Origin of the sequence: Mesobacillus jeotgali (assembly GCF_002874535.1) — a bacterium.
In the GTDB taxonomy this organism is placed as follows: Bacteria; Bacillota; Bacilli; order Bacillales; family Cytobacillaceae; genus Mesobacillus; species Mesobacillus jeotgali.
In genome coordinates this window covers 1,867,030-1,879,222 of sequence record NZ_CP025025.1, presented here as the reverse complement: position 1 = coordinate 1,879,222, position 12,193 = coordinate 1,867,030, and the positions used below count along the sequence as shown (strand labels likewise).

Genomic DNA, 12,193 nt, shown 5'->3' with positions numbered 1-12,193 from the left:
AACTGTAATAATAAAAATTACAGATAAACAACAATAGAATCTTTTTAAATATAAAAATACCGATACTGTAATATTAAACTTTACAGTTAGCAATGTCAATAGTAGTTTCAAGGACTCCCCCCTTTTCACCACCCATTTTTTCCAGCTTCTAAAAATAGGCTTATCCGTTCGAAACTCTGGTGCCATCATCTCGTCAAACTATTTGAGGTGATAAAAATGAAGAAAACAAAACGTTTCATACAGCTCGGGTTGGCCATCTTGTTGATGGTTACATTACTCTTTTTCGCCAACGGGTTTGGTTATGCAGATGATCATTCTCTTACTGTTAAAAAAGGTGATACACTTTACAGCATTTCAAAAAAATACAACCTGACTGTCCAGGAGTTAAAGGATTTCAATGATTTAAAGAACAATACCATCTATATCGGGCAAAAGTTGATGCTTCCTGGCGCATCAGAATCAGAGCCGATGTATGCAGTTGTTGGAGGTTCTTTTACCAAGAAAGACAATGCAATGAAACAAATCGCTAATCTGAAAAAGAAAGGAATTGAAGCTGCCGTCATTACTAAGGTAATTAATGATAAAACTTATTACCGCATCCAGGCTGGCGTTTTTTCAAAAAAGACAAATGCAGAGAAACAAAAAGAGCTCTTGCGCAAAAAAGGGATTAAAGATTCCTATATTGTAACAAGTAAAAATCTACATGTTAATGCTGTCCACGTTGGTTCCACATACAGCCAGCTTCTGCATCAGTTCGGAAAGCCGGTAAAAACCGAAGACCAGTTGAATATCAGATCATTGTACTACGATGGCGAGGGTGCAGGTGTCCGCGTGAATTTTAACATGGAGAATGGCTCTGTATTTGGACTGCAAGTGTATCCGGAATATTTAAAACAAAGCTCCCTTCCGAAAGACAAAAGCCAGGTTATTGATGTATATGGATACCCTAATGAAGTAAAGAACGTCTCCTGCTATGAAAGTGCGACTTGCGGACAATTCATCTACCAATTTAATAAGAACCAATTGATCATCCAGTTCGACCGCGATGGTAAAACTGTTCAGTACTATGATTTAAGCAAATTGCAATAGCTTAGAGGCCGTCATTTGACGTTCTTTTATTTTGCAGTTTTGGATAAAAATTTGCCATTTATAAATAATAATGGAGGATGTTATTAACCTGCGAAGGAGAATGTGAAGCATGAAAAAGTTATTGTTGATGGGTTTTATTTTATTATTGCCTCTGAATATGTTGGCGGGAACACCCCCTGCTTACGCTAAACCACAGCACAAATGTATAACCCAATCGGAGGTAAAGTTCGAGAATGATTTTCGGAGACTATGGGTCGACCACGTATTGTGGACAAGCAATTATATTACAAGTGCCACGACAGCAGGTGCCGAAGATCAAAAAGATGTGCTTGAGAGGCTGCTGAAAAACCAGGAGGATATCGGAAACTCTATCAAACCGGTATACGGAGAGCAAGCTGGAAACAAACTTACAGACTTGCTTAAAGAGCATATAGTTATTGCTGGTGGAATTGTTGAAGCAGCTAAAAGTGGAGATCAAGCAAAGCTCGATCAGCTAAACAAAGAATGGTATCGAAATGCTGACGATATCGCAGCATTCCTCAGCAAAGCCAACTCTCATTTAAAAAATGATGAGTTAAAAAAGTTACTGTACGCACATCTGGAATTGGTGGCAGATGACCTAAATGCAAGCTTGAAAAAAGACTGGCAAGCGAGAATTGTTTCAGTTGATGACGGAGTGACTCATATCATCATGATGTCCGATGCCATTTCAGATGCAGTGGTAAAACAATTCCCGGAGAAATTTAAGAAATAAGAATAAGTATGGGAAGGTTTTTTGGTCAAATCCATGGCGATTAAACCTTCCTGTTTTCATATAGCCAGTCCCACAAACTCGCACTTCTTCATTCCCCATCACTCTGCATGTTCCTTAAGCATGATGCCTGCGCCTTTGCAACTTTAATAAAATTTTTACCTTAGATATATTTTTATTACAACCCCATATTAAAAACTAAGTATGTTAGACTTTAAAGATAGTGTTATATGTCTACAATACAACGGGGTGCTTATTTGGAAAGTACGCATTTAAAAGAAGTTAATGAACTAGCAAACCTAACAAGGGGACACGGAATATATTTTTTCCGAAATAAAGACCAGTATATTACTAATGTAGTTGACTTTGTCATCTCAGGATTAAAACGAAACGAATATTCCATCATTGTAGAAAATGACCGAATAATACCCTTATTACAAAAAAGACTTACAGACTTATTGGATGGAAGCAGTCTAGAAAAAGTTAAGTTCATCAATAATTACGACTTTTATTATGCCCAGGGAGACTTTAGCATTAATTCTATTTTCGATTTCCTCCCAAACTTAATTGAAGGTTATTCAGAAAACGATCCAGTTATCCGGAGCTGGGCACATGTAGAATGGCGGGATGAACCGAATGTAAGCAAAAAATTAATGGGCTCTGAAATAGAAGCTGATGTAATCGTGAACGAAACAAACCTTCTTTCTGTTTGTGCCTACGATTCTGAAAGGGTTAGTGAAGAATTAAAGCAAAGTCTACTGACCTGCCACAACCTTCTTATAAATGACAAAGATAATGGCGTGTGAACTGACATCAGTTTTGCACGCCATTTTTTTGATTTATTTATTTTCATTCAGATCACCTAATCGGTAATTAGTAGATAGGACTTATGCTAGCCTATTACTAATATAAATAAGTCGGAAAAAATCTGTATATTATGGTGCATTTCCCTTTAGTTGAAGATAAGATCGAAAAATTGTGAGAGCATTGGTATTCCAATGTAACCTATCAAGATGCCGACTAATAATACCCAAAAATAACTCCATTTCAGAAAGCTTTTCATTTGTTTTCCCCTTTCTCGCTCTCCTGCTTATTCAATAACAAAGGTGGTCCGTAAAGTAAAACTTTCAATGTAAGCTGTTTACGCTTTTCTATTTATTACGTGCGGGGATTCTTCCTCAATTTGTTTTTCCGGCTTTTTCTCTTTCAACTCTTTAATCTCTTTTTTCAATTCCTTTATTACTCTTGATTCATCTATACCTTTTGTAACGGCTGTTTTAATAATTAAATAAAGTATGAATAAAAAAATTACAATGTATAGTAATTCCATATTAACCTCCTTGAACGATCTCACCCTTACTTTACCATTCTCCTTCCTCATAACAGTCACTCGACGCCCCAGTGTTGTTAATTTTTCACTTCAAAATTAATTGGTGCTGAACTTAAACTATACTGCCTTGAGCCAACCGAAAAAGGTGAAGTTTGAACAAACGCATCATATTTTCCCGGTTCAAGATTAATGTTACTTAATGTTTGTGTAAACTTTTCTCCTTTTTTCATAGTTGTTTGACTATCATTAAAGTCAATTTCTTCAATTACATTTCCACCGTCATAATTTCTAATTACAATAGTGATGTTAGGTAATGGAGTTAACTCTATGTCTTTTTCACCAATATATTTTAAGTTGGCACTAATTTGTATGCTTTCGTCTACTTGGAAAATTTTCTTATCTCCCTCTATAACCAAGCTGAATGGATCTATTTTCTTTTCTTCTTTAACTGGCTCATTTGATGAGTTGTTATTGCAGCCAGCCAATAATAATAAAATACCTATAAAAATAAATGGATTATTCTTCACATGTGACCCCCCTTACAATTTAACACATGTTATATTTTACCATAATCCCTATTACACTTTTATAAATAGTTGTTTAAATAGTTATGAAATTCTAACTAAAAAAAGAGTGTCAACCCTTTCTGGATCAACACCCTCCTACTCTAATAGGCTAATCTTGAATAAGCCTTTCAAAGATAATTTCATAAGACCTGGGTTTTCCGTTCCCATTATATTCCAAAGGCAGAACTTGCACTAATCTCCACCCATCAGCTGCATATTCACTAATGGTTTCTCTATGTGTTGCTGAAGAAAAAAATCCCCCTAGAGAAGTTTCTACAAATATATATTCGTACATTATATGTACCTCCATATCAAATATTTTCAATACAGGTAAACTGCTTTACAAGTCAAATGTCAGTCACTAGACTTCTTTGTCTCTTTTTTCAAGCCTTTGCCGATAATTTAAATCTATAACAATATCACCGACACCCATTGCAATTAATCCATTCAGCAAAGCAAATATCAAAAGTGCTATATCTCCACCACTATCTGAAAAAAGAACCATTATAATGCCCAATACACTAAAGAAAACAAAAGCCATTCCTAATAAATATAAAGCACGGCCAACAAACAATTTTTTCACCTCTTCGTAATTCTTTCTTCTCGTTGGTTCAAAAATTTCAACGACGAATGTTGTAATTCTTTCATGTCTCCATACAGGCTACCGCTTCTTCTTGACCAAATCGATTAAATAGGAAGTCTGTGCTATAAGAAATGACAGAAGAATGACAATTATTGTTCCTAACGTTAATACCATCTCTTCTGCTGGATCGCCACCGCCCATGAAAAATGAAGCAAATATAAAAAAGAAAATCACACTGAGCATTAGAGTTAAGAAAAAAACGCTAACATACTTTGACACGACAATCCCCCTAAACGAAACCATAATCTATATATTTTCTGCGTACTTTTTGGTCCTGATCACTACATAGTTATATAAATCAATGGACAGGCATATGGTTAAAATGATACTTCAACAAAAGGAGACTATAATATTGAAACAAATAATCGCCTTATCAGGTCTACTGTTACTCTGTATTTACTTGGTCTATAACAGTCCTCAAATATCCCAGAAATACTCTGACATAGAGTCCTTAGAGACAAATGCCAGAATTGGCACAAATGATGACATACAGGAAACAATCATACCCGAATTTGAATATATACATGAGAAACATAAAGACAAAGAAGTGGATGGTTATATCATTGAAACCCACAGGGAGTATGAGGTTCACAGGGATGAAGATGGTAAGATTTTAAAACAGGTCCCCACCTCAAACTTTGAATATATTAGATATAAAAAATACTAACTCACTTTTGATGCATACTAATTGTTTGCCTATAATTAGTGAAGACAGCTTTAATTCAAACACTAGTTAAAAATGATATTAAATAAAATAAAGGCAATTATAATCCCAATTACAACAAATCCGCCAATTGTTGGACTCCCAAAAAAGGTTCTGTTCCAGCTATCTTCAGAAGTTTTACCATGGTCATTGTTTTCCTTATTCATGAGTCCCTACCCCCAATATTAGATATGTTAATTTTATACAAAGCTGTTTTACTTACCCTATAACTTTATACCGATTTTTCACCTTTTTGTACGGAATCAAAATATACGGCTGGCCTGGAGGTGTAAAGTCTTCGATTCCTGTTTGGTTAATATCAGGACTGAAATATTTCCGGCCCCATTTTTTGATGACATCTCCAGTAATACCTTTTCTGATAATCCCCTTTTTTGGCCTGCTCAAAGGAGCTTTATTCCTCATGGCAAGAATGGTAAATTCAGAATAGTATTGTGTATCCTTTAACATTTCAATATTGTAAAGAACTTTTTCTGTGCCAATCATGCTGATCACCTACAATGTTTAATCTTTAATCTTGTATACGTATAAATGGACAGAAAAGTTTCTAATGTTTTGATCAGTTTATTAAATAAGATAATCAACCATCCAATATAAAAATAGAAGCCAGATCAAAATAATTATCGTCCCAGCTATCCAATTCTTCTGTTTTACCTTTCCTGACGCAGCCACTTTTTTACGTGAATCCTGAATGATATGATCTGGTACTAATTTTAAAAGGATTGCGATTCCCAGTGGAACCAAAATGATGTCGTCCAGATACCCGAGAATTGGAATAAAGTCCGGAATTAAATCAATAGGACTAAAAGCATAGGCGACAACAACAATTGCTAATAGCTTGATATAAAAAGGTGTTTCCGGGTGTTTATACGCCTCTGCAATTATGAAGATATCTTCTTTGATTTTTTTCATCCGCTTTTTGAATGCTTCCATTGCTTCTCGCACTTTATTCCCTCCTGCTTTGTATACTTATATCTATAACTATATACTAAAGAGAGCCTGGCACCATGTCCAAGCTCCACTGTTTCCTTAATATGATGTGACTTTCGTGTTCAGCAGCTGGATGCCCATTCCGATAAAAACAATGCCAGTCAAACGGTTTAAGACCGTTCCTGCTTTTGCATTTTTCCTTAGACTTGTTGTTGCCATCGAGGAAAAATAGGCAGTAAGCAGGCACCATATTCCTCCGGTTAAAGTGAAGGTCATTCCCAGGATGATGAATGGTATTGGGCTTGCAGTTCCTGCATCGACCTGGATGAATTGAGGGAGAAAAGCAAGGAAAAACAAAGCCACTTTTGGATTTGTTACATTTGTGATCAGGCCTTGAAAAAAGATCTTTTTATTGCTCTGGAATGGCAGGGATTTCTGTTCATTTGTATTGGTTTTCGCTATTAACATCTGAATCCCCAAATAAGCCAGATAAATGGCTCCCGCAATTTTAACGGTTTGAAATAAAAAAGCTGACTGCGTCAATATGACTGATAGTCCGAAAGCTGCTAGAAGTGTATGAACAACAATGCCAGAAGTAATTCCAAAAGCCGAGTAAATCCCGGCTGCCCTGCCTTGAGATATACTTCTGCTCACGATGTACATTGTATCCGTACCAGGCGTTAAATTAAGCAGGATTGCTGTAACCAGAAACACTTCGAAATTATTAATCCCAAACATAAACCATCTTCCCCTACAGTAAAATAACGTGATCCAGGGATCCACATTTGCACGGTGGTCCAGCTCTGTGACCACAATTTCGTCCCCCTCATTAATTAAACCTGCTAAACTCCTTGCAATTGCAAATGCATGTGTGGTCATGTTTGCACCGAACGCCACCTCATTCGACTGGCAGCCGAGCAAGTCAGCGACAGCCTCCCTGGCTTCGTCCAGCAATGCATCCGTGTCAGCGCTTGTATTAAAAGTCCCGTGTAGATTTGCCATTCCATTCCTTATGTACCGATACATCGACTCAAATGCAAAATCCACCATTTGCGTCCCGCCAGGACCATCAAAGTAAATCACCTGGCGTCCGTCATCCTTACGACACAATGCAGGAAATCTCTCCCTCACCTGTTCAATAGGAAACATACTAGCCAACTTGCACCACTCCTTAAAGAAAGATAACCTAATTATGTCATAATATTCTAAAAATTTCAGTCAAAAAATTTCGACAAACGAAAGAGCCGAGTCTAAATTGCGATTACAAAGCAAAACTCGCCCGAATAATGGCCGAGTCTAATTTAAAGATATCTTGGGCGAATAGCCGACTTAATCTAAATGAATTATTCTACAAGTTCCTTATTTCTTTTCATGATTATGAATGACAATGGCTTCCGAATTCCCACCAGATGCCGCCCTGCTTAAGGTCTCTTAATTAAAGACATCCATACCCTTAATCCAATCCTGCACAGCATGTAGATTATAAAGAAGTTCGCTAAAAGCGCCCACATGTTGATATCGAACCCGCCATATCCCCTTCCATCATGAGAGGACAAAGACTGTAAAGGTACACCGTAGTACTTACCAGGATCATCGTGACCAACTGTAGGAACAAATGTAAGAATGATTGTTAGAACAAGTGATGTGATTTGCAACTTGTTGATTTTCCTCAATTTTTCATTGCCCACTTAAACCACCCCACTTATACTATATTCTTTATCCTTCTTCTTTACTTACATAAAGAAAGGCGAATATCCTTGTTCTACATTCGCACCCGATAGTTTAAGTACATTTGTTCACAATATCATTTTACTCTCTTAAAAACAGCTTCTTCTATCGAATCGCCAGTAATCTCAAAAAACACTTCTTTATTATTGTCTAATTCGAGTGTCAGCTTATTGTTAATTGGCACACTATATTTACTTTTTTCATTGTAATTACTACCCAAAATTTCAACCTTCATTTCGACTTTTCCATTTAAGGCAAAGTCTTCTTCGAGTAATTCAAAACTAAGTAAATCTCCTTTTTCGATTTTAGAGCCATCTGCATTCACTATTGTTGGTGAATGGTTCAAAAGATTTGCTTTAAGTCCATAAAAATCAAAATTAGCATTATTTTTTATATTGATAACCATACTATTCTCATTTGGTGCAATGGGAGAACTGTAATAATGTGTACAAGCAGATAAAAGAATAATTAATAAAATTGTAATTGTTAAAGACATACTTTTCTTCACAATGCCATCCCCTTTTAAAATATTTTATTGGTTATACGACTACCTTGGCAAGTTATATACATAGAATTTCTATGTATATAATAATTGTAATTTATCTCCAATTTATTTTCAACAGTTATTATTTAAACCTGTTTGTTTAATAAGGAATTCAACAAAAAAGCGTTAATCCTCTTGGATAAACGCAATCCATTAGTTTTAGAAAGAAAACTAACTTTTATTAGTTAACACCAATATTTACACCCCATAGTCTTTGAACATTCACTAATTCCTTTTCAATGAATTCCATTCTATAAATATCAGGCTTTGTGGTGCTATGTAAAAAGTTTAAGTCATAAGCGGTATCGAAATATCCCATCATCAAGCTCATAACAGCCCCGTGTGTACCTATAAGTATTTTCTTATCTCTATAAGTTTCTAAAAGTTCATTTAAGACTTTTATAGCTCTTTTTTGACAATCAGCATTTGATTCTCCTCCCTCTAAAGAGTGATTTGAATCGGAAAATGACTTCTCTAAAAGTGGACCCAATTCTTTATCAGATATTCTATTTTCTTCTGAAGAAAATATCCTTTCTTTTAAATCTTCAAACAGTAAAACTTCTTCCCCTATTTGTTGAGCTAAACTTTCAACAGTTAAAATTGACCGTATGTATGGACTTGAAACAACTACATCAATTTCTTCATTTTTCAATATGTCAGTCACTCGTTGAGCATCTATATACCCTTTTTCTGTTAACCCTCTTGTTCTTTCATTTCCTTCTTTTGGCGATTCACCGTGTCTCACCATATAAACAAATGTACTCATACTATATACTCTCCTTACAAGTTCCTCTTTTTCCTTCTTCAACAATCCTGACCCGTTTGTTCAAAAAGGAGTTCAACAAAAATGGCCGTTAATCAACGCACCCGATAGTTGAACAAGGACTCTTACTTAATTTGTTTATGGAATACATTAATGGGGTGATAATTTTTATTAACAAGACAATTTGCTATTTGTTTAATAGCACTCGGATCGCGAAGTTCATCATCATTAGCCCTTTCTAATTCACTCACCTTCACCCAAGCACTGTCTATAATTTCATCTTCTTCAAGATATATTGAACCCCCAATAACCCGCCCTACAAAATGAAACATAATAACTTGGTCTTGATAACTACTTATAAAGTTATAAACACCAGTTGTATAAGTAAGTTCTACATCTAGTCCCGTCTCTTCTTTCACTTCCCTAATAGCTGCATAAGGAATGTCTTCTCCAATTTCAATGTGTCCACTTGGAAAATTCCATTTATTTATTACATTTGATTTGTTTTCTTTAATCATTAAAACTTCTTCACCTTTAATTATTGAAACACTAACAACTAAAACAATCGGTTTTTCTGTCATTTTTTTCACTCCACATATATGTAGTGTTTATTCCCAAATTACCTTTTCGCTTTCGAATAACCATTTTCCTACTTCAACTAACCTGCTTCGTTAGTCGAAGAAGCAAGAAGTTCTAGACGCTTTACCTTTGATTTTTAGTCTATAGTTCTAATTCTTGAATCAAGAATTTCTTCTCTCTACTCACATACTCCGTAAGAAGGTCAAACACATTTCTTTCTTCATGAGATATGTATAGATTATCGGTCAAACTCGAAATCTCTTCTGCCATATTCTCATAATCAGGACCATGTAGTTTCGAAAAACTATTAATATTGTACAATCCTTGATTATTTACGTTCTTTCTTAAATCACTTGTTGATATATAATATTTTTTCAATACCGATTCTATCTTATCTAGGATTTTGTAGTCCTCTATCGCTTGGATTTTTTCAAAGGTTTTAATTGTATCTTTAAAATATAAACCAGTTGAATTTTCTAAAAAACCTAATATCCCTTGCATTGTAACTTCAGTGTCAAAATCAATTAATAAAATAATATCTCTAATAATAACGGGAAGATTGTAGAATGTATCTGGATCTCTAATGTTCAAGTTATCGTTGCTATATAAATTTGTTGCAATTATCTCTACTATTTCTTCAGAAGACTTTGTTTTAATATCATTTAAGGAGATAAGACTCTTTAAAACCATATGTCGTTCAATCATTTATCCTCCTAATTAAGAAAACACTAGATTTTTACTCTTCAACTATCCTGCCCCGTTAGCTCAATAAAGGAATTCAACAAAAAAGCATTAATCCCTCCCGGATCAACGCATGTATTAGTTTAAGGATTGTTATCGATGGTCTTTTTTGGACTTTTTAATGTTGTTCCGACCAACATCAGTGTAGCTCCTGCGAATTGAACATAATAAAATTTCGGGCTAATACCTATAGGTGCAAATACTCCTAACATAATTAATACCAAAGCAAAACTTGATATTATCTCTCCTATTGAATTTTTATTAAATTTCTCAATACCAATAAATGTACTGATAAAGATTAAAAATACTCCAAGTAAATAAACTACGCTAAAAAACATAAGGGAAGAATCCGCAATAAAAATACTCAATAAACTTATGATTACTCCTGATGCACATACTTTGGCTCTTTTTGATAAACGATTTAAAAATTTCATTTCTCTTTTCAACAAATTCCTCACCTCATTAAGCCCTGTTAAACATAACTGTCTCTTTAGTTTCAAAGTAGTTTCTAAAAAAGTGAATCAATCCTGCTTGGGATCAACCCACTTAATTAACCTAAAAACTTAATTATTGAATTCTTCTTTAATGACCTTATAAAAAGAGATTATGTTATCTTCTTTACCATTTATTAATCTCTTGTAGACCTTATCAATTGGGAAAATCCTATTTTCTCCAGATTTTAGGTGAATAATTTCTCCATCATCAAATACATCTTCATTAACCCAGTTTAGTGCCGGATTGAAATGTTCTTTTATCATTTGTCCGAGATAAGCACCCCATATCAAAGCCATTGAATATATTTGATTTTCAGTAGGCATTTCACTCTTTAAATCATTAGAGTAATAATCTAATATTTCTTCCAAATCTTCTATGTTATCCTCTTTATAATTAAAGTCTTTATCAAAAGACTTAGCATATTCAACAGCTCTTTTATTCATACCAAGTATATATTCTTCGAACGTTTTATCCACATCTATCCATCCTTTTTAATAAAGTCTCATCTTATCTTCATCAACATTACTGCTTCTTTAGCTCAATAAGGATTTACTTACTACCTTGAAATAAACTACTTTTGTTATTAAAAAGCCAACCAGTAGACCGACTAAAATACTAAACAGTAGTCTGAATAGGCCTGCACCAAGACCATAATTAATGTACTCTCCTTGTGAAAATAATAAAGAATTTAATAAAACATCAGATAGTACCGCTGAAATAACTAAATAAATAGCAATACCAATAGACAACTTCATTGGAGATGCTAATCCTTTATATTTCTTCAACATATAGAAAGCTGAACCGACAAAAATAAGTATAAATGTCAACAAAAGTATAATGCCAATCCCCATACCACCTGTAACCTCAGTTAATATTCTAAACAACGTCATTTGCATCCCCCTTATTCATTTTCATTTTAAATTCTTCGTTATTAGAAAAAAAGTGCCTTCTTCTTCTACATTACTGCACCGTTTGTTCAATAAGGATTTCAACAAAAAAATGCGTTAATCCTTCATTGATCAACACATCCATCTATTTAATAAGCTCTTCTTTTTTAGCCTCATACTTTATTGTTTATTCACCTTTGGAACTTTGGAAAAAACCATCAATAACCCTAAATGTAACAACCACAACAGTGATAAATCCAATAATCGAAAAAACACCTATTGTACCTTGTATAAACATCTCATTTCCTATCTCCATTATTTACATTTCCCCTTAGTTAATATTGATAAAATTCCCACCTGCATATGTAATGATAAGTTGAAAAGTTAGCCCCAGATGAATGACGGTTCCCTTATTTTTTTGTGTGG

General features: G+C 34.5%; 22 protein-coding genes and 1 pseudogene. 4 read left to right on the top strand and 19 right to left on the bottom strand.

Features of this window, described 5'->3' with window-relative positions; all coding sequences use genetic code 11:
* Nucleotides 1-216 precede the first annotated feature (216 nt).
* From CD004_RS09395 to CD004_RS09385, 3 genes are all read left to right on the top strand, one after another.
* The gene (locus CD004_RS09395; protein ID WP_102262517.1) at nucleotides 217-1,089 is read left to right on the top strand and encodes a LysM peptidoglycan-binding domain-containing protein; all 873 of its coding nucleotides are present in this window, start codon (nucleotides 217-219) and stop codon (nucleotides 1,087-1,089) included.
* A gap of 109 nt (nucleotides 1,090-1,198) precedes the next feature.
* A complete protein-coding gene (locus tag CD004_RS09390) occupies nucleotides 1,199-1,843 on the top strand; it encodes a glycosyltransferase (RefSeq protein ID WP_102262516.1) in 645 nt (214 codons plus the stop codon).
* Nucleotides 1,844-2,097: 254 nt separating this feature from the next.
* Nucleotides 2,098-2,646: an MEDS domain-containing protein gene (locus CD004_RS09385; protein WP_102262515.1), complete on the top strand. Its 549-nt coding sequence runs from the start codon at nucleotides 2,098-2,100 to the stop codon at nucleotides 2,644-2,646.
* A 335-nt stretch (nucleotides 2,647-2,981) separates the two neighbouring features.
* Here the strand turns inward: CD004_RS09385 and CD004_RS09380 are convergent, their stop codons facing one another.
* The 5 genes from CD004_RS09380 to CD004_RS09360 all read right to left on the bottom strand — a co-directional run bounded on the left by CD004_RS09380 (nucleotide 2,982) and on the right by CD004_RS09360 (nucleotide 4,598).
* Entirely contained in the window at nucleotides 2,982-3,170 is a 189-nt protein-coding gene (locus CD004_RS09380; RefSeq protein WP_102262514.1) for a DUF6019 family protein, read from the bottom strand.
* Nucleotides 3,171-3,247: 77 nt separating this feature from the next.
* Nucleotides 3,248-3,697: a hypothetical protein gene (locus tag CD004_RS09375; protein WP_102262513.1), complete on the bottom strand. Its 450-nt coding sequence runs from the start codon at nucleotides 3,695-3,697 to the stop codon at nucleotides 3,248-3,250.
* Nucleotides 3,698-3,845: 148 nt separating this feature from the next.
* The gene (locus tag CD004_RS09370; RefSeq protein ID WP_102262512.1) at nucleotides 3,846-4,031 is read right to left on the bottom strand and encodes a DUF4177 domain-containing protein; all 186 of its coding nucleotides are present in this window, start codon (nucleotides 4,029-4,031) and stop codon (nucleotides 3,846-3,848) included.
* Nucleotides 4,032-4,097: 66 nt separating this feature from the next.
* The gene (locus tag CD004_RS09365) at nucleotides 4,098-4,310 is read right to left on the bottom strand and encodes a hypothetical protein (protein ID WP_102262511.1); all 213 of its coding nucleotides are present in this window, start codon (nucleotides 4,308-4,310) and stop codon (nucleotides 4,098-4,100) included.
* A gap of 87 nt (nucleotides 4,311-4,397) precedes the next feature.
* Nucleotides 4,398-4,598 (bottom strand): hypothetical protein, encoded by a 201-nt coding sequence (locus CD004_RS09360; protein WP_102262510.1) that lies wholly within the window; start codon nucleotides 4,596-4,598, stop codon nucleotides 4,398-4,400.
* Nucleotides 4,599-4,731: 133 nt separating this feature from the next.
* Here CD004_RS09360 and CD004_RS09355 point away from each other — a divergent pair, with 133 nt between their 5' ends.
* Entirely contained in the window at nucleotides 4,732-5,046 is a 315-nt protein-coding gene (locus CD004_RS09355) for a hypothetical protein (protein ID WP_102262509.1), read from the top strand.
* 62 nt (nucleotides 5,047-5,108) lie between these two features.
* On the opposite strand, the gene CD004_RS23760 is transcribed toward CD004_RS09355, so the two are convergent.
* From CD004_RS23760 to CD004_RS24430, 14 genes and pseudogenes are all read right to left on the bottom strand, one after another.
* The gene (locus CD004_RS23760) at nucleotides 5,109-5,249 is read right to left on the bottom strand and encodes a hypothetical protein (protein WP_158651517.1); all 141 of its coding nucleotides are present in this window, start codon (nucleotides 5,247-5,249) and stop codon (nucleotides 5,109-5,111) included.
* Between the two features lie 52 nt (nucleotides 5,250-5,301).
* A complete protein-coding gene (locus tag CD004_RS09350) occupies nucleotides 5,302-5,586 on the bottom strand; it encodes a hypothetical protein (RefSeq protein ID WP_102262508.1) in 285 nt (94 codons plus the stop codon).
* A gap of 81 nt (nucleotides 5,587-5,667) precedes the next feature.
* Nucleotides 5,668-6,045, bottom strand: coding sequence for a YkvA family protein (locus CD004_RS09345; RefSeq protein ID WP_233434977.1), 378 nt, complete (start codon nucleotides 6,043-6,045; stop codon nucleotides 5,668-5,670).
* Between the two features lie 84 nt (nucleotides 6,046-6,129).
* Entirely contained in the window at nucleotides 6,130-6,768 is a 639-nt protein-coding gene (locus tag CD004_RS24595; protein WP_170030025.1) for a LysE family translocator, read from the bottom strand.
* Nucleotides 6,769-6,795: 27 nt separating this feature from the next.
* Nucleotides 6,796-7,179, bottom strand: a pseudogene (locus CD004_RS24590) (aminotransferase class V-fold PLP-dependent enzyme); the annotation flags it as partial.
* Between the two features lie 272 nt (nucleotides 7,180-7,451).
* Nucleotides 7,452-7,718, bottom strand: a complete 267-nt coding sequence (locus CD004_RS09335) for a hypothetical protein (RefSeq protein WP_102262506.1) — start codon at nucleotides 7,716-7,718, stop codon at nucleotides 7,452-7,454.
* A 116-nt stretch (nucleotides 7,719-7,834) separates the two neighbouring features.
* Nucleotides 7,835-8,266: a hypothetical protein gene (locus CD004_RS09330; RefSeq protein WP_102262505.1), complete on the bottom strand. Its 432-nt coding sequence runs from the start codon at nucleotides 8,264-8,266 to the stop codon at nucleotides 7,835-7,837.
* 217 nt (nucleotides 8,267-8,483) lie between these two features.
* The gene (locus CD004_RS09325) at nucleotides 8,484-9,068 is read right to left on the bottom strand and encodes a histidine phosphatase family protein (protein WP_102262504.1); all 585 of its coding nucleotides are present in this window, start codon (nucleotides 9,066-9,068) and stop codon (nucleotides 8,484-8,486) included.
* A 122-nt stretch (nucleotides 9,069-9,190) separates the two neighbouring features.
* Nucleotides 9,191-9,646, bottom strand: a complete 456-nt coding sequence (locus CD004_RS09320) for an NUDIX hydrolase (RefSeq protein WP_102262503.1) — start codon at nucleotides 9,644-9,646, stop codon at nucleotides 9,191-9,193.
* A gap of 139 nt (nucleotides 9,647-9,785) precedes the next feature.
* The gene (locus CD004_RS09315; protein WP_102262502.1) at nucleotides 9,786-10,349 is read right to left on the bottom strand and encodes a DMP19 family protein; all 564 of its coding nucleotides are present in this window, start codon (nucleotides 10,347-10,349) and stop codon (nucleotides 9,786-9,788) included.
* 119 nt (nucleotides 10,350-10,468) lie between these two features.
* Nucleotides 10,469-10,831, bottom strand: coding sequence for a hypothetical protein (locus CD004_RS09310; protein WP_102262484.1), 363 nt, complete (start codon nucleotides 10,829-10,831; stop codon nucleotides 10,469-10,471).
* Nucleotides 10,832-10,948: 117 nt separating this feature from the next.
* Nucleotides 10,949-11,356, bottom strand: a complete 408-nt coding sequence (locus tag CD004_RS09305; protein ID WP_102262501.1) for a hypothetical protein — start codon at nucleotides 11,354-11,356, stop codon at nucleotides 10,949-10,951.
* A gap of 57 nt (nucleotides 11,357-11,413) precedes the next feature.
* On the bottom strand, nucleotides 11,414-11,770 hold the full coding sequence (locus CD004_RS09300; protein WP_102262482.1) for a hypothetical protein: 357 nt from the start codon (nucleotides 11,768-11,770) through the stop codon (nucleotides 11,414-11,416).
* 184 nt (nucleotides 11,771-11,954) lie between these two features.
* The gene (locus tag CD004_RS24430) at nucleotides 11,955-12,083 is read right to left on the bottom strand and encodes a hypothetical protein (protein ID WP_267892364.1); all 129 of its coding nucleotides are present in this window, start codon (nucleotides 12,081-12,083) and stop codon (nucleotides 11,955-11,957) included.
* Nucleotides 12,084-12,193: the final 110 nt, after the last annotated feature.